The organism is Thermofilum sp. (assembly GCA_038741495.1).
Taxonomy (GTDB): domain Archaea; phylum Thermoproteota; class Thermoprotei; order Thermofilales; family Thermofilaceae; genus Thermofilum.
The window spans coordinates 204,970-228,601 of sequence record JAVYKX010000001.1 but is presented as its reverse complement, the minus strand read 5'-3'; the positions used below and the strand labels follow the sequence as shown (position 1 = coordinate 228,601).

Below are 23,632 nucleotides of genomic sequence, written 5' to 3'. Positions count from 1 at the left end.
TTGAAAATTGCTGGACGCAGATAAAATTATCTTCTAGGAGCTCGCCGATAGAGCGTGGCTGGCATGGCGGATATCCGGGTATTCGCTCTCAGCAGCGAGGAGAAAGCCGCCGAGGATATTTACAGCATCGCGGAGCTTGCCGAGGATGCTGACGGCGTGCTCGTTATAGGTTCTCCTGGCAGCGCCGAGTTCTGGGAAAACTTCTACGTGGAGCTTGAGCGCGTTGGGGCGCGCTGGCCGAGAATCCGCTTCATCGATGAGAAAAGGGACACATCTCTCTCCTCTCTAAGCTTGGAGGACCTCATAGAGCTCTGGGGAGAGTACCTGGAGGAAGCTTCGAAGTACGTGCTTCACGTCACAGTAGATGTCGGGAGGGAACTTAGCCGGCGCGACCTCGTGAAGAGAGGCCTTAGCCTAGCTCTCCGGTACACACCTCTGGTTGACGTCGATACGAAGACGTGCGGGTACCTCAGGCACTGCTCTCTCTGCCTGCCAGCTTGCCCGTACTCGGCTTTAAAGGGCAAGCCCCCGGAAGCTATTCGAGAAAAATGTGTAGGCTGCGGTGCTTGTACGAGCAGCTGTCCCTCGGGCTTGCTCTACCAGCCTGCAGTGCCGCCTACAGCCGTGAGGCTTTTGATCGAGAAAGCTGCGGAGAAAGGCCTGAGAAAAATAATAGCAGCCTGCTCAAGAAGCCGTGGAGCCGCTTACGAGAAATCTGGCGACAGGGCGCTTATCTTCGAAGTACCTTGCATTGCCAGCTTTCGGCTGCACGAGTACCTCTACGCGAAGCTAAAAGGGGTTAGCATAGAGTTCCTCTGCGCTAGAGAAGATTGCGACAAGAGGCTGGCGGCTAGACAGCACCTTGAGCTTATCAGCGAGGCTGAAGAGGTGTTAGGCGGGCCTCTTAGAGCCTTGGAGGCGACGCGGCATACCCTACCCCTTCTGGCCTCGAGCTTCGAGCTTAAAGTGGCTGAAACGAAGCTACGCCTGTTGCCACTCTTCAGTATAAGAGTAGATAGCGAGAAGTGCTCGCTCTGCGGAGCGTGCGCCAGCGCATGCCCCACGAAAGCGGTGAAGTACCTTGAAGATGCTGAGAGCGTGAGCTTACTCTTCACCTCCTCGCTCTGCTTAGGATGCAGTACCTGTGCTAGAGTATGCCCTGAGGCGGCAATAACCCTCGAGAAAAAAGCTGCCGCCGAGACTCTTGCCGGCAGATACTCGACGCTTGTACGCAGCGATGTCGCCCGCTGCAGAGTGTGCGGTGCACCAATAGGCCCTCTCACCAAGATTAAGGCCTTAGAGAAAAGACTTCGTGAGAAGAGAGCTCCTGAGCGAGCGGTGGATGGGCTATACCTCTGTAGCAAGTGCAAGGCCGATAGCCTCGTGAGAGAAATAACTCAGCAAATAACTAAAAAAGAAATCCTTATAACTTAAGTTTAGGCTCTTGGTCTAGAGCTCGATGCCCAGCTGCTGCAGCTTCTCCTTGGTCGGGACGCCGTTAACCCAGCCCCTGAGCTCGTAGTACTCCTTGAGCATCCTGTCCAGCTCGACCACTTGGCCCTTTGCAGGCCCCTCGGGCATAGGCTCCTTCGTGAGCCTCGGCGGCAGCGTGTCGTCCTTAGCAGAGAAACCGTAGAGAGACATTATGTACCTCTCAAGGTTGTAGATCCTCTCTCCAATCGTGAGCACATCATTCTCTGTGAAGTTAAAGCCAGCGATAGTGTTGAACAATGCAGCGTAATCCTTAGCGCCGATCTCGAATGTGGTGAACAAGCAGTTCACCGCGCTGTTCACGACGCTCGTGAGATCCTGGAAGATCTTCGTCCAGAAAGCCTTCCCTTCGGGCGTTAGCGGGTCAATCTTCTGCGGTATTCCAAGTATCTCCGGAGAGATCGTGTAACCAGTTACGTGGCAGCCTCCCCTGTTCGCCGTAGCATAGTTGAGGCCTATACCCTTAGCACCCCTGGGGTCGTAAGCGGGCATCTCGAGGCCTTTAACGCTCATTGAGAGCTCCGGCGCACCGTACATCTCGGCTAAGCGCCTGCTGCCGAGAGCAAGCTTAGCGCCGAACCCGGCCTTGTATGCGGTCCTCCAAATGCTCTCAACGAGCGCCGCCGCGTTCCCGAAGCGCATGTCGAGGCCTTGGAGGTCCTCAGCAGGTATGTAACCCTTCTCGTAGAGCTCCATCGCACAGGCAATCGTGGAGCCCATGCTGATGGGGTCGATGCCGAGCTCGTCGCACAAGTGGTTCGCTTTCACCACTGCGTCTAGCTCCATCACTCCCGTAGAGTTCCCGAGAGCCCAGATGCTCTCGTACTCGGGCCCTTCGCTGTAGAGAATCTGGTAGGGGCCGCTCGGAACCTTCGTCACTCGGCCGCAGCCGATCTGGCAGCCCCAGCAGGGCCTCCTCCCGATCAGGTAAGTCTTCTCGAGGGTTTCACCGCTGATCTTGTCCGCCTCCGGGTTGTAGCCGAACTGCCAGTTCTTGAACGGGAGCGCGCCTGCCTGGTTGATGATGTTGACTAGGATCGCTGTCCCGTACTTCGGCAGGCCCTCGCCCGTCACGGGGTTCTTCCTCATGCGCTCGACGAGCTGCTTCGATAGCTCGCGGAAGCCTTCGGGGTTGGCGACCTCGGGCCTCTGCTCGCCGGAGACCACGATGGCTTTCAGCTTCTTGCTGCCCATGACGGCGCCGAGGCCAGTTCTGCCGGCAGCTCTGTGCTCGTCATTCATAATACAGGCGAAGAGCACCTGGTTCTCGCCAGCTGGGCCAATACAGGCGACGCTCACGTTCTTGCCCTTCACCCTACCTTTCAAGACTCTCGTCGTGTCGAAAACGTTCCTGCCCCATAGATCCGAAGCATCCTTAATGTCCACGTGTCCATCCACAATCTCGATGTAGACAGGCTTCTCGGCAGCCCCCTCGATGAAAATCATGTCGTAGCCTGCGAACTTCAGGTAGGGTCCGAATTCGCCTCCGCTGTTTGCGCTGCCCACCGAGCCCGTGAGCGGCGACCTCAAAGCCATCGCGTGGTACCTGCCGGGTGCGGGAGCTCCGGCGATACCGGTCACAGGGCCTGTGCCGAGAAATAGCACGTTCTCCGGGCCCAGCGGGTCGATGTCTCTGGGGGATATTCCCTTCGCGATGTACTCCTTCAGGTACCGCCTGTAGAAGACGTATAGCGCGTAGCCCTTCCCTCCTATGTACTTCTCCGCAACAGCCGGGTCAACGGGCTCAGTCCGGATTGTGCCATCGCTCAGGTTCACGAAAAGAATTCGGTTGACGTAGCCTCCCTTCATCGTGGTTTCTGGCGCTTCTCCGAGTAAAAAGGTTTACGATATTTTTATATAAACATATCGCTCACTGCTTAAGACCCGCGGCAGAAAGTGCTTAGAACCAAAATATTTCTAGCTCTTCCTGCAATTCCAAGCGCTATGAGCCTGCTGTCACGCCTCGTGAACGCCCCAGCGCCTTCAGGCTTCGAGGAGCGTGTGAGAGAGATCATCTTCGAGGAGCTCGAGGAAATGGGATTCGAGCCCGTCGTCGACTCTCTGGGGAACGTTTACGTCATCCTCGGTGATGGAAGGCCCCTCATGGTCATCGCAGCTCACATGGACGAGGTGGGGTTCGTGGTCCGTCACATCGACGAGAAGGGTTTCCTCCGCGTAGCCCCCCTGGGCGGGGTGTCTCCCGAGGTCGCCCTCGGGAAAGAGGTTATCGTAATGGGAGCCAAGGAGGATGTTTTCGGGGTTTTCGGCGCGCAGCCTCCTCACGGCAAGGGTTCTGCGCAGGTGCCTCTCGCGTTCGAGGACCTCTTCATCGACATAGGTGCTTCCTCTAGGGAGGAGGCCCACGCCATGGGGGTGAACGTTGGAACTCCGGTGTCATTCGTCGGTAACTATAGGGAGGCTGGTGGAAGGGTCATCGGAAAGGCTCTCGATGACCGCGTGGGCTGTTACGCGCTGCTTGAAGCCCTTAGGAACGCGAAGGCGGTAGAGGAGGGCAGCGTGGCAGTAGCTTTTACGGTCCAGGAGGAGGTGGGTTTGAGGGGTGCGAGCGTTCTAGCTCACGAGCTAGAACCCAACTACGCGATCGCAGTTGAGGGAACGATTGCTAACGATATTCCCGGCGTGCCTGAGGATAGGAGTATCACGGTTACCGGAAAAGGCCCCGCTATCAGGGTAGTGGATAGAGGAATTATCGCATCAACGAGGCTTGTCAGCCATATTCGCCAGCTTGCCGAGGAGAGGTCGATCCCCTACCAGCTGCAGGTATCGCCTTACAGCGCGACTGACAGCGGGAGCTTCATTACGAGGGGTGCTGAAACTTCAGCTATCTCGGTCCCCGTCAGGTACATTCACACGCCAGCTTCGGTCGCCTTCAAGAAAGATATTGACCTCGCAGTGCAGCTGCTCCGGTTAATCATAGAGAACCCTTGGCCCACGGAAGAGCGGTGAGCTAAGCTGAGCGTGTGCGCGAAAGGTGTTTCTCAAACTTCAGGAGTACGGGCTGTTATGGTCGACGAAGCCCTCCTCAACCGTCTGCTGTCCACCGAGCCGGGGGAAGTATACCTCCTAGGGGGAAAGATGACCGAGGGTTTCGTCGCGGTGAGAGAGCTCGTGCCGGTTGAAGCGGTTCGTCGGCCGGGCTTTTTTGAGGCGCGTCCAGAAAGCGTGCTGAGCGCTATAGCTCAGATCGCGGAGAAAGGGCTCGAATTAGTAGGGATCTTCCACGCTCACGCTAGCGGAGAAAGCCGACCTTCACCACTAGATGTGCTGGGTATGCGGAGAGCAGGTTTACTGTGGCTTATCCGCTCCGGAGGCTCGGTGAAAGCCTGGACTCTCAGCGGCTGCCGCGTGGTGGAGGTACCCATCCTTACCCGAGCAGATGGCCTCCGCACGCGCTAAATTGTGGCGAGTATTCACGTTAAACGCTTCGAGAGCGGGGTCATCGAACACCTCGCTTACGGGGGCGAGGTAGCTTCTAATGCTCTTTAGTAGAGCTTGCACTCTACCGTCGCCCTTCGCTAGGAGAGTAGGTGCGGTCTCTAGAACTTTCTCGGCACGGTAGATTGCAATGAGCGGCTCGAGGTAGCCGTTAGGCCACAGCGGCACCACAGCGTCGTAGTTCTTTGCCAGCACCAGCATACGGCTGTAGGCAGTGGGGCGCAGGAAAGGCGTGTCCACAGGTGCTACGGCGAAAAACCCTCTCGCGAACTCATGCGCGGCAGTGTATATCCCTGCGAGCGGGGATCGTACCTCCACGCAATCACGCACCACAGCAGCCCCGCTCTCCACGAGACCGCTGAGCTCCTCTCTCTGCTTCTCTTCGTGAACGACTATTATCACTCGGGAGAACGAAGGTGCTAAGCTTTCGAGCACATGTAGGAGCAGGGGCTTGCCGCAGAGGCATAGCTTAGCTTTATACGAGCCTCCTAGCCTCCGCCCCTCGCCCCCGGCCAGTATGGCTAGCGGGATCCCCGTCATTCCCAAGCACCACACTTCGCCCAGCTGTTCTTGCGGAGTAACGTTATAAGTGCGACGCGAAAGTCGTAGGGGACGATGCCGCTCGTGGAAATCCCCCGGGACTACACGCTCCTGGTGGAGGGGCCTTCGAAAGTAACGGTGGTTAAGGGCAAGCTCGACTCTTTCGGCGCAGAAATCGAAGAGAGCGAAGTTGTCACTGTCGAGCCCTTCAGGGCTCTACCCCTCTATGCGAGCGAGGAGGCTAAGGTGGACCTCGAGCACGGCAAGTTCTGGTTCGTAAGGGGGCGAACGGTTCCCGAGAGCTGGGTTAAAGCCGCGGAGGAGATAGCCTCCACGGGCCCGAAGCGCATACTCGTAGTCGGCGACATCGATTCAGGAAAAACAGCATTCTCCACGCTACTCCTCAACACCTTGGTGAGGGAGGGGGGCAGAAAAATAGCTGTGATAGATGCTGACGTTGGGCAGAAGAGCATAGGCCCGCCGGGAGCGCTAGGGATGGGGCTCGCAGAGCGGCCCGCTGTTTCCCTCAGCAGCGTAGCTTTCGAAGATGGATTCTTCATCGGGTCTTTCACACCGGCAGGCCTCCTCCACAGAGCTGTCGTGGGGGCCCTACTCCTTTCGCGGAAAGCTGAAGCGCTTGGCGCTGATACTGTGCTGGTGGATACTGCTGGCTGGGTGCACGAGTGGGGTGGCCGGGAGCTCAAGCTAACGGAAGCTCTAGCGCTGCAGCCCGACTTCATCGTTTTCGTGGGGGCTGAAGAGGAGCTTTCGCAGGTTTACAAGCCTATCTCGGGGCTTTTCCCCTCTGTTCGCGTGGACTCTCCGAGCGTTCTGCGAAGGAGAAGTAGGGAGGAAAGGAGAGAGTACAGGCGGTACCTCTATAGGCGCTGGTTCTCGGGAGCTCTAGAGCGGATAGTGACCCTTGACAAGTACAGGCTACTCTTCACCCTGCTATTCAACGGAATTCCTCTAAGCTCTGACGAGGTGAAAAAAGCCGAGAGCTTCCTGGGGAGCAGGGTGAAGTTCGCAGAGAGGGTTGAGAACTCCCTGATACTCTTCACTGACGAGGCTCCGAAAAGAGACGTCGAGCTCCTGAAGGCGATGTTCTCCGCCAGCGAGGTACACATCCTCTCGGGATCAGAAATCCTTTACAATGTGGTAGCGTTCTCGAGTAGAGAAAAGTACCTTGAAGGCCTGGGCATAGTTACTTCCCTTGACCCAGCGGGCAAGACAATGAGAGTGTTTACTACAGTGGAGCCAAAGGAGGGTATGATAATCATGGCTGGCTCCTTTAAGTTGAACCCCATCTCCTTCGAGGAAATACTAGTGGAAAAAACAAGTTTCCTGTAGGCAGCTCGACGAGCTCTTGCTACCTGCTTTTCTGAAATCTCGTTCTCAGCTTCTCGAGAACGCCGGGGAGTGTCGTGTACTCCATCTCCTCTGGGCCGAGCCTGTGCGGCATGAAGGGGCCGTGCCTGCGCATGTAATCCGCGATCTCCGCGGCCATCCTCCTCGTGTAGTCGAAAGCTGGATCGTCGAAGAGGTCGACCGGCCCTTCGAGGATCCCGTTGTGCAGCTGGAAACCGAGACCTACCACGCGAGGAGGCCCGTCAAACCTCGTGCACTTAGCGTCTTTCAGGCTTACAGGCATCAAGGGTCCGTGGTGGCTTCCCCGCATCCATCCGGCAACAAGGTGCGGGAACGCGAAGGCTTCAAGAACCTCGCCAACCGCCGGGAAGCCGTGCTGAGCGCGGACGATAAGCACGGGATCATCCTTGCCGACGTATCGGCCGGCGATTAAAGATAACCTTGTTACCGAGGCGGAGGCTGCAACCTCCCTATCAGACTTCCGGTAGACTTTGCTGATGACGTAGCGGCCCGGCGTCCCGATAAGCGCGAGCAGGTCGTAGGACTCTTCTGGAGTGTTCAGCAGGACGCTGGCTCCCTCTAGGAGGTCGAGGACATCAAAGATGAATCCGTCGTGCATCGACGGGTCGATTACAAGCCCTGCTGTGTTGAACGGGTCAGCGAAGATCTTGTAGAGCTTGAAGTTCCAAGCTCCCGGCTCGGTCTTGTCTGCGGAGAAAACCAGTATGGGCTCGCTCCTACGCTCCTCAAACTCCATCTCAGCCGCTCCAGGGCCCATACCCTTAATGTTCCCGGAGAAAGTATCACTGAGAAGGTCCTGCCCAGCACCGTAGAGCTTTAAAGGCTTACTCACCTTCTCGGTAGCTTCCACGAAAGTATCCCAAGCTAGCTTGTGTATCTCGGGGTTGTTCTCACCCTTTGTGTGGGTCATCAGGAGTTGCAGGTCATCCCCCGCGTGGTAGACGTAGTAGTCGATGAGAAGGCCCGTCTCCTTAGCCTCCTGAAGCTTCTTCCTCGCAAGCTCCTCCAGCTTGGGGTGTACTACGGCGTGCCCCGCGAGGCCACCTATGTCCGCCTTAATCAGGCTGACAGTTACTCTCATCGAACCTTAACTCTCGCACGTAGACTTAAAGCTGCCTTAGTAAGTTTATGTACTCTCCTCACTTACTTATTAAAACTCTTTTATAAAAGCGTATTAATATTAAAACTAGAGGAGCTCTCTTCCCTAAGGATTCAATGCAGAAAGTTAAACGTACCAGGAGGGGAGACTGGGCTCCGGCCTCCTCTCCATTTGCTCTAGCAGCTTCTTCGCTATTTCTTCGCGGCTCCTCACCTCCTTGATCATCCTATCCAGGTCCTCAAGGTTCACCTCAATACCTAAGAGCTTCGAGAGAGCTACTATGACTTCCCGCGCAGCAGCAGGGTTGGGCTCAGAGGTATTCGTGCTCCCCATGATGACGTAGCCTGAGAGACCCCGCATAGCTGCCAGCGCCGGGAGGAGGCCGCACGCACCGGTGATAGTGCCTCCCGAGCTCTTCTTGAGATTAAGTGCCTCAAACCTCTTCTCGTCGAGGTCTCCGGCTAGAGCGTAGTAGACTTCGATCTCCTCGCTCTCCGATGAAGTGCCGCAAACCCCTATAACCTCCCTACCTCCTATCCGTACAAAGTAGTCCAGTACCCTTTCAGCAACATCGTACTGCCCCCAGCTCACCGGCTGAACTTCGCTCGTAAGGAAGACCACGTCTCCTGAGTCCCGCTCAAGGAGGTAGAACTTGTACGAAGGTAGGCGCAGAACCCCCGAGCCGTCGACGAAAACACCCGCGTTACCTACGGGGAGCAGCAGCCCGGGCCCGAAAAGCTCCGCAAAGAGCGGTAGGTGCAGGTTAGCGATGATATAGTCTACAGCAATCTTACCGACTAGCCCTATTCCCGGTAACCCCTGCACGAGAACCCCTTTCCTCAGCCGCACGTCTCTGCGTACAACCAACTTATAACCTCCTAAATCCTCGACCCTCATTTCCTCCCGAGAGCAGAAGCAGCATAGCTGAATAAAAGCGTTAGCGCGCTAAGGGGTCAGCCGGGTAAGTTCACATCACTCGTCAGCTCCGGAAGTAGTCATCAGGCCCAGGCTACTTTCTTGGAAACAGCCGGTTAAAGTTTTCCCTGACAACGCTGGCGATCTCCGCGGACGCTACTCCTCTCAGAGCGGCGATATCCGCTACGAGCTCAGGTATTAGCCTGGGACTTAGCTTCAGCCCCCTGTAATCGTAGGGGCCGTCACTCTCGGTGAGAAGCATGGAGGGGTCCACCCTCGCGGCAAGATCCCGATGCTTCCTCTGGATCTTCACGGCCGGGTTTATCGAGACGAAGTACCCCCTCTCTGAGAGAAGCGGCAGCAGCCCCTCGGGGCCCGTGTACCAGTGCAATAAAGCTTTGGGTGCATTAAGCTCCGCCAGCACTGCGAGAGCCTCCTGCCACGCGCCAGCAGCGTGAACGTTGATGGGCTTCCCAAGTTTTGCAGCCTCTCTGGCAAGAACTCTGAACGCTTCGCGCTGTGCCTCGAAAGTTTCTGGTACGAACTTGAGGTCAACGCCTACTTCCCCTACGCAGTCAGCCTCTCTGACTAGATCCAGCAAGCTATCTATAAGCGAGGCAGGGACGCCCTCTGCAGGGATCTTCCACGGGTGTATGCCGACGCACGCCTTGACGCGGCCGGGGAAAAAGTCGCGAAGCTCAAGAGTTTTAACAGAAGAGTCATAGTCATCGCTCACCGCTACCAGCACAACTCCCAAGTCGATGAACTCCTCTACTTCCTTTAAAGTGAACTCGTGCAGGTGCACGTGAGCGTCGACGAACATGTTCTAGCCGCGGCTGAGGGGGTCTTTGAGCGAAAAACCTAGCGCCTCCCGTAACGCGTCCAGCAGCTCTGCCCCTAGGCTGCCGGTAGCGGCAGCGACGATGCTCAGCCGTTCCTGTAGAGAAAGGCACGGTGACTCGCACATCCTTCCCTGTGCGCTAACCCACCCTCCAGCCTCGCGGACAACGAGGTAGGCAGCCGCGATGTCCACTACGCGCATAGTCCCCCACGCGTCAATGTACCCGTCGGCGGCACCGAGAGCTACCGAAGCCATCTCGTAGCTAGCAGCGCCCAAGCTTCTCGCGATGAGACCCCTTTTCGATAGCTCGAGCATGAAAGCGTATGGAAGAAAGCTCGCCTTAGGGCTTGCCCCGACAAACACGAGATCTCCGCGCTCGGGGGCTTTCACGGAGATTCTCCTACCATTAGCGTAGGCTCCACCGCCCTTTACGGCGTAGACCTCGAGTCCGAGCGCTGGAGCGTAAATCACGCCGGCGACTACACTGTCGAGTGAGGTACCGGTGGCTGCCGCTATGGAAACTGTAAAAAGGGGGCTGCCGCGCTTGTAGTTCCTGCTCCCGTCTATCGGGTCGACGACCACAGTTAAATCTCCTCGCCCAGCGGTTTCAACCCCCATCTCTTCGGAGATGATCACGACATCTCCCAGCTTCTCTACTATGTATTCTACCGCTGCCCTCTCAGCAGCCAAATCCCCCCTGAGAGTCGCGTCGCCGCTCTTCCCGATACCTACAACCTCCCCGCCGAGCCCCTGCTCTCTAACCGAGAGCGCCGCCTCCCCCGCTCTACGAGCGGCCTCCCTCAGCGCGCTGAGAAGCTTCCCGGCTTCCACTTAATCAACCTCGACTATCTCCACTTCGAGCGTATCCAGGTCTACGAGCGCGTAGGTTGCCCTGTCCGCAAGGTAGCCGGAGAGGGTTCCCGGGTTTACCACGAGAGTTTCACCCACTCGTCTAACATCTAGCTTGTGAGTGTGCCCATAAACTACGATGCTGAAGAGATTGCTCCTGGCTAGCGCTTCCACGAGCTTCGCCGTCAATTCTGGAGAACTCGCACCGTGCACGACAGCTACGTCGCGGCCACCAATAGAAGTGAAGAGAGGCTGCTCTACCAGAGTGGCTCCAAGCTCTCCGGCCACCCTGCTTAGGAGGAGCTTCTCCCCGTCGTTGTTGCCGAAAACCGCGTAAATCTTAAAGCCCTTGAGCTCGCGGAGGGCAAAAGGCGATACTATATCGCCGGCGTGGATCACCGCCTCTACAGCTTCTCTCCGCGCTTCCTCCGCGAACCTCCTCAGGTTATCGACTCTATCGTGAGAGTCGGATACCACGGCTACGCGCCGCATACGCTACGCTAATAAGTCCTCGCGTAATAAACCCTGCGAGATGACGGAAGTTAATACGCAGAAGTCCTCGGAGGGGCAGCAAGCGATGATGAAGATAATCAACAAGGCAGCGTGGCTTCTCAGCGAAGGGAGGGTTGTGAAGATTAGCCCCTACATGTACTACGTCATAGGTAGGAACAGTAAGCACCTCGTAAAGTACGAGGGCGGTAGGTTCGCGTGCACGTGCAAGGGCTTCGAGAGCAAAGGCTTCTGTTCGCACGTGTTAGCGGTTATGACGCTCTCAGGGCTTAAGGACGCGAGCTCGATTCTCGACGAGGCTGTGAAGCAGCGAGTGATGAAGGAGCTGAAAGCTTTGAGCAGGAGAACTTAGGCTAACCTACTAGCGGGATCCTGACCCCGTACTCGGTGGAGATTCTCCTCAACGTGGCTCTCACCTCCTCCAGGTTGCTCGTCGAGAATGTTCTCTTGATGTAGACGACGCCAACAGGGTAGATGAGCGCCAGCGTCGTGATCACCGTGATGCCGCGTCCAACCAGCGTCGCCAGGAGAGCTCTCTCCTTCGGAACTCGAAGTAGTAGGTAGAGAGTGACTAGAGCGCTGTCTACGCTGCCGAGCATGAAGGGGACTCCCACCGAGGCAAGAGAGAATACGGTGAGCACCGTGTAGCCGGGAGCTATGAGAATGGGGTTGATTTCGACCCCTGCAGCTCTTAAAGAGAAGTACGGGGTGAAGATGCCGCTAATCCACTGCAGCATGAGCGCAGCTAGCGCGGCGAGGAGGTGGGGGTTGGAAGGGTTGAAGTCGCGAGCAGAATCCTGTACTTTTGCGAGAAACTCTCCGAGATCTCTCTCGAACTTCTTTAAGGCCTCGCCCCTCAGGAATCTCGCTGAAGCTCTGACAATCCAGCTCTTTAGAATCATAGGCTTGAAGACGACAACCCACATTGCTGCGGATAGGAGAACTCCGAGAGGAACTGTAAGCACGTAGAACAAGGCTACGCTCGAGTAGAGGTATAGCATGTTTAACGCCAGCAGGGAGGAAAAAGCTATGAAAAACACCAGTGTAGAGCTTATGAGGAGGCGGAAGAAAAGCGTGTAGCTGATAGCGCTTGCCCAGTCGGACTTTGTCTTTAAGAAGAAGATTCTGGCGAGGTCTCCTTCGATGAAAGCGGATGGCAGAAGGATATCGACCAGCCACGACATCATTGAGGCTCCATAAGCTTCGCTAAAGCTTAGCCCAAACCTCTTCCTGCTAAGGAACCAGAAAGCCAGCGCGTTGGAAAAGTAGTATAGAACTTCGAAAATCACTATGGGTACTAGGTCCGCAAGGTCTAACGCTCTCAACGCGTAAATGAAATCGTAGATGTCGAAGTCCTTCGCAATGTACGCGGCGAGCGCGGTAACGATGAATACTTGTAGAAGAAAAATAGCGCGGCGAGCTCGCCTCCGCTCCACCTTCATAGAATTCCAAATGCAGCGAAGATAAAAAAGGTTTTACCGGAATTGCCTCGTGATGGGAGACCCACCGCTAGTGAGCGTAGTCGTTATCAACTACAAGTCTCTCGAGACCTTGAAGCGCTGTTTAAGCTCCCTTCTGAAGACGACTTACCCGAACTACGAGGTTATAGTCGTTGACTCTCTAACGGACCGTATCGAGGAGCTTGTTCAGCAGTTCAGGGAGGAAAGCGGTTTGAAGATCAAGCTCGTCCACTTTGATGCGAATATAGGAGCCGCGGCCTCGCATAACGTAGGTGTTCTCGCGAGCGACCCGAGGTCGGAGTACGTGGTCTTCCTAGACAACGACGTGGTTGTAGAGCCCGACTGGTTAAGCTACCTCGTAGAGGCTATCTCGTCGAGCCCCCGTGTAGGAGCCGTGCAAGCGAAGGTCGTGTCAATGAGCAACACGGGTAGGATGGACCACACGGGCTTGGGGGTGGACAGCACCGGCACCTGGCTGTCGGCTTACGGCTGGGACTCGAACCTGTTTAAGCGGCCCATGCTCCTGTTCGCCTCTTCCTCCGCAGCGATGATCACTCGGAAGAGAGCGTACTTCGAGGTGATGGGCTTCGACGACACGTACTTCATCTACGACGACGACACAGACTACAGCTGGAGGCTCAGGTTGAGGGGTTATGAGATACTCTTCGAGCCCAGGGCGCGCGTCTGGCACGAAGATAGGCTTGCCAAGAGGTTGAGCTACGAGAAGCTCTACTTCGGCTTCAGGAACAGGCTTCTGAACACGGTCAAGAACCTGGACACTTTCAACATGGTTTTCAGCCTCCTGCTGACCACCTACCTGGGCTACCTCAACGCGGTTGTGCTCGCTTTCGCCGGAAGAAGCGGGGAAGCATCAGCCTACATTAGCGCTATCGTAAAGGTTCTTAGAAACCTGAGAAAGCACCTCGTCTCCAGGGCGATCGTTCGCAGGATTAAGGTTGTGAGCGATGGGGAGCTGGAGAGGAGAGGGTTCCTGATCCGGGGCATTTACGCGACCGTGCTTATGATGAGAGCCCTGCTGATCAGGTACTTCAGAGGCCGCTGAGCTGCCCTCTGCGGGAAAAGCACAAGCCTTATATGCTAATACTGCTGCAGTCGCTTGCGCCTGCAGAAGGCACGAGAGAAAGTGAATGGAAAGAAGTGGAGACCTGAAGAAGGTGAAGATCGCGGAGATAAACCCGGGAACTCGTAAGTTCTCCGTAACCTTCAAGGTTTTAGAGGTCGGAGAGGAGAAAAGCATAGTCTCTAGAAGAGATGGTGCCGAGCACAGGGTGGCAGATGTACTAGTGGGCGATGATACTGGCGTCATACTGCTCACAGCTTGGGATGACGAGATAGACAAGTTCCGCGAGCTCCTAGGCTCGACGCTCTCTCTAATGAACGGCTATGTTTCGCTGTATCGAGGTTCCCTGAGGCTTGGGCTAGGTCGGTACGGAACCCTCCAACCGTCTGGAGAAGAAATACCGAGCATCAACACCGAGAACAACGTTTCTGCTAGGACTTACGAGGATAGAAGGCCGAGATTCCAGGGAAGGCGGCCCAGGCGGTTCTAGAGCCCTGGGGCTGCTTCTAGTCCCAAACTTTCTCTTTTTCCACTACAACTACTACGAAGTCGTTGACGTTAGTACCGGTGTACCCTGTAAACACGTGTCCTCCAACCTTCTTGAAGAAGCTGTAGCTATCGTTGCGGTTCAGGAACTCTTCGGGCTTGAGCCCTAGCTCGAGCGCTCTCCCGTACGTGTAGCCGTCAACTACTGCTCCGGCAGCGTCGGTGGGCCCGTCCCTTCCATCGCTACCCACGGAAAGCACGACCACTCGATCCCAGCCGCGTAGAGCAATGGCAGCGGATAGAGCTAGTTCCTGGTTCCTCCCGCCCAGCCCGTCCCCCTTTACAGTCACCGTGGTTTCGCCTCCAAGCAGAACGACTGCGGGAGGCTGCAGCGGACGGCCATGCGCTCTTATCTCCTTAGCTATAGCCGCGACTACCTTGCCAACCTCCCGGGCCTCTCCCTCGAGCATAGACGAGAGGATTATCACGCTGTAACCCATAGCTCTGGCTTTCTCGGCCATAGCCTCGAGAGAAATCCTGTTACTAGCAACGACCCTGTTCACAACGCGGTCGAACACCTTGTCGCCCGGCTTAGGCGTTTCGGGAACCCTTCCTTCAACTCCCGCTCTCAGGTACTCGAGCACAGCTCGAGGAACCTTGTCTAGCAGCTGGTACTTCCCTATTATAGCGAGTGCATCCTGGAACGTTGTAGGGTCAGGAACCGTGGGGCCTGACGCGATAGTATCCATCCTATCGCCTATAACGTCAGAAATCATCAAAGCTAGGCAGGAGGCCGGGTAGACGTGCCTAGCGAGCCAGCCTCCTTTAATCTTCGATAGGTGCTTTCGCACCGTGTTAAGCTCGAAAATGTCGGCACCTGCCCTCATCAGCAACATGCTGGTTTCAGCTATATCTTCGATGGATACACCCTCAACCGGGTGCTCGAGTAGAGCGCTCCCACCACCCGAGAAGAGGGCTATCACTAGATCGTCCTCCCGAACCCCTTTGACCGCTTCGAGAACGCGGCGCGCGGCCTCGAAGCTCTTCTCTGACGTCTTCGGGTGCGTGGAGGGGACGACCTCAACCCTCCTGAGCTCCCTGGCATACTCCACGGCTAATGCCTCGGGGATTGCTATCACGCCGCCGCTAATTCTATCGCCGAGAACCTCCTCAAGGCCCTTAGCCATACCCCCCGTAGCCTTGCCCGCTCCCACGACTATTACCCGTCCTCTCACGGGAAGCCTGGTACCGTCGCGGAGCACCACCTCTTCACCGGAAAAACGCAGGTAATCTTTGATGACACGAACTGGATCTGCTGCGCGGATACCCTCCATAGCCAGCGTGATTGCGGTCATTCTTGCGTGCTCGGTCTCCTCGCTCATATCGCGTAAACCGTGAAAAGCCGGGTCAAAAAAAAGTATCCGGCGCTAAGCCAGGCGAGCTAGTGTTAACCCACCGGCCCTCAGCTCTAGAGGGGTACTGTGCACTTCAAAGAAGATTCTCTTCTCGGACGAGGGCTCCAGAAACACCGCTAGACTGTCCGCACCAGCCTTGATGGAGAAGCTTAAGCGCAGCTCAGTGGGGTTTACCAGCTTAACTTCAAGTAGGTGCTCGTTGAGCTTGCGAACCTCCGCCCTTACGCTCGAGAGGAGTGAAAGCGCGAGCTTTTCAGCTTCTCTCGCCCATTCTATGACGAAGCTTCTCTCTTTCTCGAGCTCGCCGTACCAGTAGAAGTCGCTGTCCAGGGATATCGCCGCTGCCTTAAACACGCTGTATACGGGCTCGACTCTGTTCTGGAGGAGAATCTTCAGCTGATCTTCGCCGAGGGATTCGAGCAGAGCTTCCACCGGCTCCAAGCGGCTCATAACCTCCGCCCAGGTCTCAGACTTAACTCCCCCGACCCACTGGGCATCCGAGAGCCTGATCCACGAGCCGGCAGGAATATACCTGAGAACCTTCGTGGGCGGGCGATGCCTCAGGTATTCGCTCAGGGTGGTGACCTTTATGATACTGCTACGCGTAATCAGCAGAGCGAGCTTCTCTAGGAAGAACGGCCCGTAGCGCCTGTAGTCCGGCATTATCATCCAGTTTTCACCGTCGAGAGCCACGACAACGATGCCGCCGGGTGCTGCCGCTCTCCTCTTAGCTAGCTCGATTACGAAATTCCAGGCTGCCTCCTCGGCTTCTTCAACACTCTTGAAGTCCGCTTTAAAGCTTATCCAGTCGCTTAGCGCTAAATCCCTGAAGAAAACTACGATCTCGTTTCCTTCCTCGTCTCTAACGATGTAAGGCTCATAGATCGTACCCTTGTCGCCGCTCGCCTGGTTGAAGTGCTGCTCGCAGAGAACGGTGTACTCTACTCCACTCTCCCTGTATATCTTTACGAGGTGCATGTGCCAGAACATCTCGGGAGTCCACACGCCTCGCGGGCGATTCCCGAGCACCTGTTGAACTATCCTCAACCCCTCCTGCAGCTCCCAGCTTATGAGAAACCTGGCCAGCCTACCTATACCTCGCTTCTCGGACTCCTGGAGCAGGAAGCCTAGAATCGTGTGCGCGTATACGCTTCCCAGCAGCTCTGCACCACCCTCTGCAGCTATGGCTCTCGCAGAATCAAGAACCTCCTTGACCGCTAAGACCCTCGCGTCTCCAGGCGGGACGCTGATCTCCGCTGTACGGTAGCCTCTCTCGACGGCGTTGACCCACTGCTCGAGTAAGGAAGGGGAAAAGTGATCTACGTCCCTCCAGCCCGGAACCCGCTGGTGAAGCTGCACGTGGACACTGTAAGGCCCTCCCTTGTAGCCGTAAAAGCTTCCGTTGTAAACGTGCAGGAAAGGCCACTCGTCTTTGTAGACACCGCTAGGACGGAACTGGGGAGCCTGGTGAAAATGCCATACAAATGCTACGTGTATCGGGGGTCCCTCGCTGTAAACGTAGAAGCGGCGGGAGTCCGATGCGAGAACCTTCCCCTCGCTCTCGTAGCTTGCCTCGACCTCTATTTCGCCCTCTAAGCCGATCAGGTCAAGGTCGACGCTCAGCGTAGCTTCTCCCGATGGAGGTATGCTGATTTCGTCGAATACCGCGTACAAGGCCGGTTCGCTAGAGGGGGGCCGCCTCACGACAATGTACGGAGTGCCGCTCAGAAGATCTCCTCCCTTGTTGCTGATTTTGAAAGAGATGCTTGCTTTCCGGTTCTGGGGTAGAAGGGGGCTGTCAGCAAGAAGTCGGACAAGTACGCTCATAAGTGTTCCCACAGGATCTGCTTTGAAATAAATAACTGAGAAAAACTCAGAGGCTCTTCGCGGCTAGACTACTCTGTTCTTATCAACTCGATCTCTATGGTGGATACTTGGCGCTCCTTGCCCGCCTCTCCAACCCTCTCGCTGCCGATGCTGATTTTTCCGATCTCCACTTTCCCGCCAAGGAACCTTTTGATGAGCTCCGCAGCGTCGACAGCGCGGGAGATAGCTCTTCCTCTGGCCTTGAGCACTACCCTCTTGCTACCGCTGGTGAACTGAGTCACTGCAGCTAAGACGTAGCTGCTAGTCGGCTTGTTACCGACGTAGACCGTTCCAATCTCTGCCGCCATCTCGATCACTCTCAAGATGGTTTTTCTTGTGCAGGGCTTACTTTGAAGCCTCGTCTTATAAGCTTTATCGCGTCACCTCTCCTCCTTCTCCTCAAGCACAGCGTAATAGTACTCCTTGAGAACCTCCTTCTGGTAGCGGTCCAGCCACGACCCGGGCTTGTTGATTCTTGGACGCTTCGTCTGGGGATCCCTCCGGAACGTTAGATCTACCTCCCTCAGGAAAGCATTCATCCCCTTCCTCATGTCCACCGGGGAAGATCCCTCGCCCCTCTTACCAGGAATGCCTGTAAAGACCATTAAAGTTGTGGAGAGAAAATCCACGGCGACGACATCATGCTCTACGACCAAGGTCGCAGCTCCTCTCTCTGCAGTAAGCCTCTTCACAACTCTCGCGACTGCGTAACGCTGCTCCACATCCAGGTACGCCATAGGCTCGTCGAGGAGGTATATGCTAGCCTCCCTACCGAGGGCGGCAGCGACGAGAACTCGCTGAAGCTCTCCCCCGCTCAGCTCAGCGAGCTGGCTGTCGAGAAGAGGAGCTATGCGGAGCGGTTTGAAGAGCTCTGACTGAAGCACGCTGGACTCAAAGTTCACACCACTCTCTTTGAAGTACTCTCTCACAGACCCCTCGAGCTTCACTTCTCCCAGGAACTGGGGTTTATAGCTCAGCGTGAGGGTTCCCGGCCTCTCAACCCAGCCCGAATCCGGCTCCAGCTCCCCAACGATCATCCTCACGAAAGTCGTCTTACCTATGCCGTTAGGGCCTACTATGCCGAGAACTTCCCCCTTGTGGAGTGCCCCCTCGCCGACGCGCAGCTGAAAGTCTCCCAGAGTCTTTTCGAGAGAACTCCACCGCATGATCACGGACTCCGAGGGCCACTGGACAGGGGGTGGGTGCTCGTGGAACTCTATCCGGTAGTCTCTAAAGCGCACGTTCTCTTCTCTTATGTAGCCCTCGATGTACGCGTTTATCGCGGCCCTAGCCCCCTTCACTAGGCCGACTACGCCGTAGGCTCCCGGCTCCCCGTAGAAGATCGACACGATGTCGGAAACATAGTCCAGCACCGCTAGATCGTGCTCAACCACTATCACGTAGACTCCTGGTCGAACAAGACTCCTAATGAGGCCTGCCACACGCAGCCTTTCACGCACGTCAAGGTAGCTTGAGGGCTCGTCGAAAAGGTACACTTGCGCGTCGCGTAAAACAGCAGCCGCTATGGCGACTTTCTGCAGCTCTCCTCCGCTGAGATAGCTCAGTGGCCTGTCCCAGATCTCAAGAAGACCTAGAGCGCCTCCGACCTCGCGAGCTGCACCACGCTCGTCGACCTTAGCCAGAGCCTCCCCCACGCTGAGTTTCAACTTGCGGAGAGGATCTATCGCCTGGGGTTTCAGGACGGCGCGAAGCTTCCCGTTGGCCAGCTTCTGCATGTATGGTTGAAGCTCGGAGCCCTTGAAGAAGTCGATGACCTCGTCCCAGCTCGCCTCACCGTCAACTCTGCCGAGGTTGGGCTTGAGCTGCCCCGACAGTATTTTCAAGGCGGTAGATTTGCCGACGCCGTTGCTGCCCAGGATGCCCAGCGAGAGCCCCTCTTTCGGTACGGGCAGCTTGAATAGCTCGAAACCGTTGGGTCCGTAGCGGTGCACGAGATAACGCGAGAGCTTTTCCGGGAGATTTACTACCGTGATGGCCGTAAAGGGACACTTCTTCACGCAGATCCCGCAGCCGACGCAAAGCTCCTCCGAGATCCTTGCCTTCCCATCGGCTTCGTCGAGCCAAACACACTTAGAGCCTGTCCTGTTGATAGGGCAGAAGCGGACGCACTCCAAGTTGCACTTCTTGGGCTTGCACAGCGACCTTTCAACTACAGCGAGGCGCACACAGCTTGTAAGAAAGACCCTTTTTTAACCTCCACGCGCGCCTGAGAAGCGTTTTTACGGTTCAGAGCCAACCACCTCCCGTGCGGCAGTTCAAGGTTAAGGGCGCGAAGTGCTCGCTCTTCACCCTATGCTTAAGTTCACCGGTGGAAGTAGCACCCAGGGAGCTTGCGCAGCAGCTGAGAAGCATCCTCGACAGAGACGAGTGGGTTGTAGTGCTCTCCTCCTGCGAGCTGGTTCCACCCGAGGACGTGCTTCTCTCGCCCTGCATGTACGCCGTTAGAGCATACCTAGCCCGGACAATGATCTCCGAGTGGCTGGAGATCGAAGTTCTCCTGTACTTGCTCGGAGAGCGGAACATCAGAAGTGCTGTTTCGCTACTCGCTGAAAAGCCAGGTAGGCAGCTAGGCCTCATCTGCCTGACTCTCCGGGACCCCAAGGCTCTCGAGAGCAAGATACGGGAGTTCTCCCTGCGGAGAGGCTTTAAGCTGCACGCTGTCCAAGGGGATGGTTGGGTCAAGCACTACGCCGAGTACTTTAACCTGAAAAGTGATAACCCGGAGAAGCTGCGCGAAGCCACCGCGAGAACACTTCGCGCTAGAGCAGCCCTGCTCACTCTAGAGGTTCAGCGTTGAGTCTACGCGAAGCCTTGCGAGCTTCTCTCCGCAACCTCTCCACGGAAACTATCAGCTCTGGAGAGATTACTGAGACTCCGGCCAGGTTCCCAATAACCTCTACCAGGACCACCTTGTCCGGGTTCGTGAGGTTCACCTTGTTGTGGATTACCGAGGCGATAGCTTCAACCACTTTATCTCGAGTGAGCTCGGAGAGGCGAATCCGCGCCTCAACCTTGAACGTATCCGCTGGTCTGAGCCTGAGCTCTGAGAGCCGCTGCGCAGCGTTAACCATCTCTTCGATCCTGGCTTCAACTACTTGCTGGATTGGCACGATCTTCAAGACGTAGCGGAAGTACCAGGGGTTTTCGAGAATCCTCTCCCTAGCTTTTGCTGCGAAAACCTCCGGGTCAAGGCTCGTTTTCGCGAGAATGAGCGCTGGGAGACCACTTCGGCTGGCGTCCAGCTCTTTATCCCCTATTTCTCTTGCAAAGTACCACAGCTCGGCTATGCAGTCATTCTCTCTTTGGCGGTACGTGGAAACCACCAGGTTGAAATCCCTAAGCACGGTTGACGCTGGCGATAAGCAGCTTAAAAAGTCACTGAGGCCCGGCCCGGGCTGAGGAGGGGCTGCGGGGAAGGGTGCGGACCGATGGAAAATCTAATATACTAGTTTAAGCGCGCTTTAACCCCACATTACGGGGGTGTGAGGATCGTGGAATTCTGCCCGAAGTGTGGAGGTCTTATGCTACCCAAGAGGAGGGATGGTAAACTGCACCTCGTCTGCCAGGCTTGTGGCTACGAGGTTAAGGCTAAGAAGCTGGAGGGCTACGCCGCAAAGGAAGAAATCTCAGAGGAGAAGCGCACGAAGGTTTCCATATTCACCGCGGCAGCGGGCGGCGCAAGTGAGGAGGAGCGGAGGCAGTTGAAGGAAGAGTACTACGAGGTTTTCCTCGAAACCATGGCGAGCGAGGAAACCGAGGAAGGCGAGTAGCATACCCCTTCGCGGGGGGCCGGGGTGGGGCTAGTCGCTTTTCTATCCGACTTCGGCACTAGAGACTACTACGTTGCAGCTGTGAAAGCTACAGTGAAAAGCATCTGCCCTGACGCGGAGATCATCGACATAACTCACGAGGTTCCGCCGTGGTCTCTGCTAACCGGCTGCTACATTCTCTCTTGCTGCTTCGACGACTTCCCACCGGGGACAGTTTTCCTTGCCGTGGTCGACCCCGGCGTGGGAACGCAGAGGAGGCCTCTAGTGGTGAGGAGCGCGAACTACTGGTTCGTCGGACCAGATAACGGGCTTTTAGTGTGCGCTGCCGAGAGAGATCCACCCTTTAGGGCATGGGTGATCGAAAACCCGCCGCAGTCGAGGAAAAGCTCGCGCACTTTCCACGGCCGCGATATCTTCGGCCCTGTTGCGGCTGCTCTGGCGTGCGGGGGAAGTCCAGGCAGTTTTGGTAGGGAGTGCGCTGACCCCGCGAGACTACCCGCCTGGTCTCCCGTGGTAGAGGGGGAAACCGTGATCAGCCGGGTTATCCACGTCGACAGGTTCGGGAATGTCGCTCTCAACGTTCGCCGCGAGCTAGTGAGCAAGTACCTCGCGGGGGAGGGGGACCTCTCTCTCGAGCTCCCGGGAAGAAGCGTGGAGGTGCCTTTCAGGGAGACATTCGGGGAAGTAGGGGTGGGCGAGCCCCTAGCCCTCATCAATAGCTGCGGGTTCCTAGAACTTGCCATAAACCAGGGAAACGCCGCCGGCACCTTCGGGCTGAGTGTCGGAGACGTCGTGGTCATCAGGCTCGGGAGCCGTAGCCGATTCCTTTAACGGAGATCCTGACGCCGCGCTCCACTTTCTCGACTTTAAAGCTCGCACCAGTAATTTCCCTGCAGAGCATCAGAGCTGTTTCCGCGTGGGACGTCAGCTCCGTGGTGAGGATAGTGGATTCGCCGCTGGCTAGAGCCATGTAGATCACAAGGTTGTCTGACGCGTGGGGATCTACAGGAACCCCCTTACTCAGCGTACCCGCAAGGCTTTCCGCCGCCTCCCTGCCAACCTGCTCGGCAGGCTTACCCTTCTCGCCGATAGAGTCGCCGCCGACCACCGACCTGCCGACCCTAGACCATAGAACTATACCGCTCCCGCGGCCGATCGAGGGAACATTGCACAAGACCTCGATATTTTTTACCTCGAAACCGCGCCCGAGAAGAATTTCCCGTGCACTGGACGCCTGCCTTTCTGCGATGTGGCAAGGAAGATTTGAGACATAGGACACTCCCTCAACCGGGGAGGGCTCTCCAGGCCGCGAGAGGTCAACACTAGTCATCGGGTAGGATGGATCAACGACGACACGAACGATCCCCCCGCCCTCCGGGTAGAAACCCTCTCTCAGTACCCTTGCGCTGACTCTCGCGCCGAAAAGCTGCAGGAGGTGCAGGAGGACATTCTCGAAGTAGCGGTACGGTGGGCTCCACCGCACGCTCGTTCCACCGCGCACCTCAAGCTCGACTCGGCCGTCAGAGTTCAGCAGAACCGGCAAGGTGGCCTGCAGGAACAAAGTGACACTGCCTGCAGTACCTATGTCTACGGTGTACCTTCCACCTCTCACCTTAGCTCGCTGCGGAAACAGCTTTATCTCAGTTGAGCCTACCTTCAGCCCCTCCACTCTAGCGCCCACTAGCTCGGCGATGTGTTTAACCGCGGAAAGGTGCTGGGGCCTGAGCCCCGGGTTGTCCCTCTTTGCGCGGATGTTGTATACGCGTATCGGGGTACCGAGCAGCGCTGCTAGCGCCACGCTGTAGCGTAGTAGCTGACCCCCTCCCTCCCCGAAGGAACCGTCTATCTCGATCATGCTCTACGCACCCTCAGCTGCTTGTAAGCGTGCGCAACTCTCTGCAAAACGGTAAAGTAGGTGGCGGCGAAGAGCACCAGCACAGTCGCCCTAGCAGCAGCCCACCAGAAGCGTGACAGCAAAAGGGCTAAGAAGATTAAGACAAGCCTCTCAGCCCTCTCCGCAAAGCCCACTCCCGCCATAGGTACCCCGAGGCTTTCTCCCCTAGACCTCGCGTAGCTCACCATGAAGAAGCCAGTGATCAGGAAGAAAGCCTCGTGCTGGCTGAGAAGCCCTATGTCGTAGAGCGCGATCCCGAAGACGGCGTCTTCGATGCGGTCTGTGACGGAGTCGAGGAATGCTCCGAAGGTCGATGCTGCATTCCTCTTGCGCGCTATGTAACCGTCGAGCGCGTCGGCCAAGCACGAGAGAGCGAAGAGCGCGACGAGCAGCTCGAAGAAGCCTAGCCTGAGCGCGGCGTACCCGGCGAAGCATGCGGCTAGCCCTGCTAGCGTCACAGCGTTGGGCGGCAAGTTAAGAGGCTCAAGTAGCCGGTAGAGCCAGTCCAGGATTACCGCGAACTTTTCCTTAAACCTCGTCAGCATTCCG

General features: G+C 56.6%; 24 protein-coding genes. 9 read left to right on the top strand and 15 right to left on the bottom strand.

Going from position 1 to position 23,632, the window contains the following annotated elements:
• Nucleotides 1-63: 63 nt before the first annotated feature.
• The gene (locus QXU72_01350) at nucleotides 64-1,434 is read left to right on the top strand and encodes a 4Fe-4S binding protein (protein ID MEM0493893.1); all 1,371 of its coding nucleotides are present in this window, start codon (nucleotides 64-66) and stop codon (nucleotides 1,432-1,434) included.
• A gap of 15 nt (nucleotides 1,435-1,449) precedes the next feature.
• Here the strand turns inward: QXU72_01350 and QXU72_01345 are convergent, their stop codons facing one another.
• A complete protein-coding gene (locus QXU72_01345; GenBank protein MEM0493892.1) occupies nucleotides 1,450-3,300 on the bottom strand; it encodes an aldehyde ferredoxin oxidoreductase family protein in 1,851 nt (616 codons plus the stop codon).
• Between the two features lie 135 nt (nucleotides 3,301-3,435).
• Between QXU72_01345 and QXU72_01340 the strand changes: the two genes are divergently transcribed.
• The gene (locus tag QXU72_01340; GenBank protein ID MEM0493891.1) at nucleotides 3,436-4,458 is read left to right on the top strand and encodes a M42 family metallopeptidase; all 1,023 of its coding nucleotides are present in this window, start codon (nucleotides 3,436-3,438) and stop codon (nucleotides 4,456-4,458) included.
• A 339-nt stretch (nucleotides 4,459-4,797) separates the two neighbouring features.
• Here QXU72_01340 and QXU72_01335 read toward each other — a convergent pair whose 3' ends face one another.
• The gene (locus QXU72_01335) at nucleotides 4,798-5,487 is read right to left on the bottom strand and encodes a molybdenum cofactor guanylyltransferase (protein MEM0493890.1); all 690 of its coding nucleotides are present in this window, start codon (nucleotides 5,485-5,487) and stop codon (nucleotides 4,798-4,800) included.
• Nucleotides 5,488-5,562: 75 nt separating this feature from the next.
• On the opposite strand from QXU72_01335, the gene QXU72_01330 reads away from it, so the two are divergent.
• Nucleotides 5,563-6,837, top strand: coding sequence for a Clp1/GlmU family protein (locus tag QXU72_01330; GenBank protein ID MEM0493889.1), 1,275 nt, complete (start codon nucleotides 5,563-5,565; stop codon nucleotides 6,835-6,837).
• A 19-nt stretch (nucleotides 6,838-6,856) separates the two neighbouring features.
• On the opposite strand, the gene fbp is transcribed toward QXU72_01330, so the two are convergent.
• From fbp to QXU72_01305, 5 genes are all read right to left on the bottom strand, one after another.
• Complete coding sequence (gene fbp, locus QXU72_01325) at nucleotides 6,857-7,957, bottom strand: fructose-1,6-bisphosphate aldolase/phosphatase (protein MEM0493888.1); 1,101 nt, start codon at nucleotides 7,955-7,957, stop codon at nucleotides 6,857-6,859.
• A 144-nt stretch (nucleotides 7,958-8,101) separates the two neighbouring features.
• Complete coding sequence (locus tag QXU72_01320; GenBank protein MEM0493887.1) at nucleotides 8,102-8,872, bottom strand: PAC2 family protein; 771 nt, start codon at nucleotides 8,870-8,872, stop codon at nucleotides 8,102-8,104.
• Between the two features lie 112 nt (nucleotides 8,873-8,984).
• The gene (locus tag QXU72_01315) at nucleotides 8,985-9,713 is read right to left on the bottom strand and encodes a TatD family hydrolase (GenBank protein ID MEM0493886.1); all 729 of its coding nucleotides are present in this window, start codon (nucleotides 9,711-9,713) and stop codon (nucleotides 8,985-8,987) included.
• A 3-nt stretch (nucleotides 9,714-9,716) separates the two neighbouring features.
• The gene (locus QXU72_01310) at nucleotides 9,717-10,562 is read right to left on the bottom strand and encodes an inositol monophosphatase (protein ID MEM0493885.1); all 846 of its coding nucleotides are present in this window, start codon (nucleotides 10,560-10,562) and stop codon (nucleotides 9,717-9,719) included.
• Nucleotides 10,563-11,072, bottom strand: coding sequence for a metallophosphoesterase (locus tag QXU72_01305; protein ID MEM0493884.1), 510 nt, complete (start codon nucleotides 11,070-11,072; stop codon nucleotides 10,563-10,565).
• Between the two features lie 40 nt (nucleotides 11,073-11,112).
• Here QXU72_01305 and QXU72_01300 point away from each other — a divergent pair, with 40 nt between their 5' ends.
• Nucleotides 11,113-11,442, top strand: coding sequence for an SWIM zinc finger family protein (locus QXU72_01300; GenBank protein MEM0493883.1), 330 nt, complete (start codon nucleotides 11,113-11,115; stop codon nucleotides 11,440-11,442).
• 1 nt (nucleotide 11,443) lies between these two features.
• Here the strand turns inward: QXU72_01300 and QXU72_01295 are convergent, their stop codons facing one another.
• A complete protein-coding gene (locus QXU72_01295) occupies nucleotides 11,444-12,532 on the bottom strand; it encodes a lysylphosphatidylglycerol synthase transmembrane domain-containing protein (GenBank protein ID MEM0493882.1) in 1,089 nt (362 codons plus the stop codon).
• 52 nt (nucleotides 12,533-12,584) lie between these two features.
• On the opposite strand from QXU72_01295, the gene QXU72_01290 reads away from it, so the two are divergent.
• Entirely contained in the window at nucleotides 12,585-13,613 is a 1,029-nt protein-coding gene (locus QXU72_01290) for a glycosyltransferase family 2 protein (GenBank protein ID MEM0493881.1), read from the top strand.
• 85 nt (nucleotides 13,614-13,698) lie between these two features.
• Nucleotides 13,699-14,121 (top strand): hypothetical protein, encoded by a 423-nt coding sequence (locus tag QXU72_01285; protein MEM0493880.1) that lies wholly within the window; start codon nucleotides 13,699-13,701, stop codon nucleotides 14,119-14,121.
• 16 nt (nucleotides 14,122-14,137) lie between these two features.
• Here the strand turns inward: QXU72_01285 and QXU72_01280 are convergent, their stop codons facing one another.
• The 4 genes from QXU72_01280 to QXU72_01265 form a co-directional block, all read right to left on the bottom strand.
• Complete coding sequence (locus tag QXU72_01280) at nucleotides 14,138-15,499, bottom strand: glycerate kinase (GenBank protein ID MEM0493879.1); 1,362 nt, start codon at nucleotides 15,497-15,499, stop codon at nucleotides 14,138-14,140.
• A gap of 45 nt (nucleotides 15,500-15,544) precedes the next feature.
• The gene (locus tag QXU72_01275) at nucleotides 15,545-17,359 is read right to left on the bottom strand and encodes a glycoside hydrolase family 57 protein (GenBank protein ID MEM0493878.1); all 1,815 of its coding nucleotides are present in this window, start codon (nucleotides 17,357-17,359) and stop codon (nucleotides 15,545-15,547) included.
• A 68-nt stretch (nucleotides 17,360-17,427) separates the two neighbouring features.
• Nucleotides 17,428-17,715 carry a DNA-binding protein Alba gene (gene albA / locus QXU72_01270; GenBank protein ID MEM0493877.1) on the bottom strand — a complete coding sequence of 96 codons (288 nt, stop codon included), beginning with the start codon at nucleotides 17,713-17,715 and terminating at the stop codon, nucleotides 17,428-17,430.
• Between the two features lie 63 nt (nucleotides 17,716-17,778).
• Nucleotides 17,779-19,584, bottom strand: coding sequence for a ribosome biogenesis/translation initiation ATPase RLI (locus QXU72_01265; protein ID MEM0493876.1), 1,806 nt, complete (start codon nucleotides 19,582-19,584; stop codon nucleotides 17,779-17,781).
• Between the two features lie 80 nt (nucleotides 19,585-19,664).
• On the opposite strand from QXU72_01265, the gene QXU72_01260 reads away from it, so the two are divergent.
• Nucleotides 19,665-20,216: a hypothetical protein gene (locus QXU72_01260; protein ID MEM0493875.1), complete on the top strand. Its 552-nt coding sequence runs from the start codon at nucleotides 19,665-19,667 to the stop codon at nucleotides 20,214-20,216.
• Here QXU72_01260 and QXU72_01255 read toward each other — a convergent pair.
• A complete protein-coding gene (locus QXU72_01255) occupies nucleotides 20,194-20,763 on the bottom strand; it encodes a THUMP domain-containing protein (GenBank protein MEM0493874.1) in 570 nt (189 codons plus the stop codon). The two genes, QXU72_01260 and QXU72_01255, sit on opposite strands and share 23 nt — an antisense overlap.
• 138 nt (nucleotides 20,764-20,901) lie before the next feature.
• Here QXU72_01255 and QXU72_01250 point away from each other — a divergent pair, with 138 nt between their 5' ends.
• Together QXU72_01250 and QXU72_01245 are read left to right on the top strand one after the other, a co-directional pair.
• On the top strand, nucleotides 20,902-21,189 hold the full coding sequence (locus QXU72_01250) for a hypothetical protein (GenBank protein MEM0493873.1): 288 nt from the start codon (nucleotides 20,902-20,904) through the stop codon (nucleotides 21,187-21,189).
• A 24-nt stretch (nucleotides 21,190-21,213) separates the two neighbouring features.
• A complete protein-coding gene (locus QXU72_01245; GenBank protein MEM0493872.1) occupies nucleotides 21,214-22,020 on the top strand; it encodes an SAM-dependent chlorinase/fluorinase in 807 nt (268 codons plus the stop codon).
• On the opposite strand, the gene rtcA is transcribed toward QXU72_01245, so the two are convergent.
• Together rtcA and QXU72_01235 are read right to left on the bottom strand one after the other, a co-directional pair.
• A complete protein-coding gene (gene rtcA / locus QXU72_01240) occupies nucleotides 21,989-23,044 on the bottom strand; it encodes an RNA 3'-terminal phosphate cyclase (GenBank protein ID MEM0493871.1) in 1,056 nt (351 codons plus the stop codon). The genes QXU72_01245 and rtcA overlap by 32 nt on opposite strands.
• Nucleotides 23,041-23,628, bottom strand: a complete 588-nt coding sequence (locus tag QXU72_01235; protein ID MEM0493870.1) for a CDP-alcohol phosphatidyltransferase family protein — start codon at nucleotides 23,626-23,628, stop codon at nucleotides 23,041-23,043. The genes rtcA and QXU72_01235 overlap by 4 nt, the downstream gene beginning before the upstream one ends.
• Nucleotides 23,629-23,632 lie beyond the last annotated feature (4 nt).

Excerpts from the sequence above, each read along its gene's own strand:
- QXU72_01350 (MEM0493893.1), top strand. The coding sequence starts at position 64 with ATGGCGGATATCCGGGTATTCGCTCTCAGCAGCGAGGAGAAAGCCGCC.
- QXU72_01345 (MEM0493892.1), bottom strand. The coding sequence starts at position 3,300 with ATGAAGGGAGGCTACGTCAACCGAATTCTTTTCGTGAACCTGAGCGAT.
- QXU72_01340 (MEM0493891.1), top strand. The coding sequence starts at position 3,436 with ATGAGCCTGCTGTCACGCCTCGTGAACGCCCCAGCGCCTTCAGGCTTC.
- QXU72_01335 (MEM0493890.1), bottom strand. The coding sequence starts at position 5,487 with ATGACGGGGATCCCGCTAGCCATACTGGCCGGGGGCGAGGGGCGGAGG.
- QXU72_01330 (MEM0493889.1), top strand. The coding sequence starts at position 5,563 with ATGCCGCTCGTGGAAATCCCCCGGGACTACACGCTCCTGGTGGAGGGG.
- fbp (MEM0493888.1), bottom strand. The coding sequence starts at position 7,957 with ATGAGAGTAACTGTCAGCCTGATTAAGGCGGACATAGGTGGCCTCGCG.
- QXU72_01320 (MEM0493887.1), bottom strand. The coding sequence starts at position 8,872 with ATGAGGGTCGAGGATTTAGGAGGTTATAAGTTGGTTGTACGCAGAGAC.
- QXU72_01315 (MEM0493886.1), bottom strand. The coding sequence starts at position 9,713 with ATGTTCGTCGACGCTCACGTGCACCTGCACGAGTTCACTTTAAAGGAA.
- QXU72_01305 (MEM0493884.1), bottom strand. The coding sequence starts at position 11,072 with ATGCGGCGCGTAGCCGTGGTATCCGACTCTCACGATAGAGTCGATAAC.
- QXU72_01300 (MEM0493883.1), top strand. The coding sequence starts at position 11,113 with ATGACGGAAGTTAATACGCAGAAGTCCTCGGAGGGGCAGCAAGCGATG.
- QXU72_01295 (MEM0493882.1), bottom strand. The coding sequence starts at position 12,532 with ATGAAGGTGGAGCGGAGGCGAGCTCGCCGCGCTATTTTTCTTCTACAA.
- QXU72_01290 (MEM0493881.1), top strand. The coding sequence starts at position 12,585 with ATGGGAGACCCACCGCTAGTGAGCGTAGTCGTTATCAACTACAAGTCT.
- QXU72_01285 (MEM0493880.1), top strand. The coding sequence starts at position 13,699 with ATGGAAAGAAGTGGAGACCTGAAGAAGGTGAAGATCGCGGAGATAAAC.
- QXU72_01280 (MEM0493879.1), bottom strand. The coding sequence starts at position 15,499 with ATGAGCGAGGAGACCGAGCACGCAAGAATGACCGCAATCACGCTGGCT.
- QXU72_01275 (MEM0493878.1), bottom strand. The coding sequence starts at position 17,359 with ATGAGCGTACTTGTCCGACTTCTTGCTGACAGCCCCCTTCTACCCCAG.
- rtcA (MEM0493871.1), bottom strand. The coding sequence starts at position 23,044 with ATGATCGAGATAGACGGTTCCTTCGGGGAGGGAGGGGGTCAGCTACTA.
- QXU72_01235 (MEM0493870.1), bottom strand. The coding sequence starts at position 23,628 with ATGCTGACGAGGTTTAAGGAAAAGTTCGCGGTAATCCTGGACTGGCTC.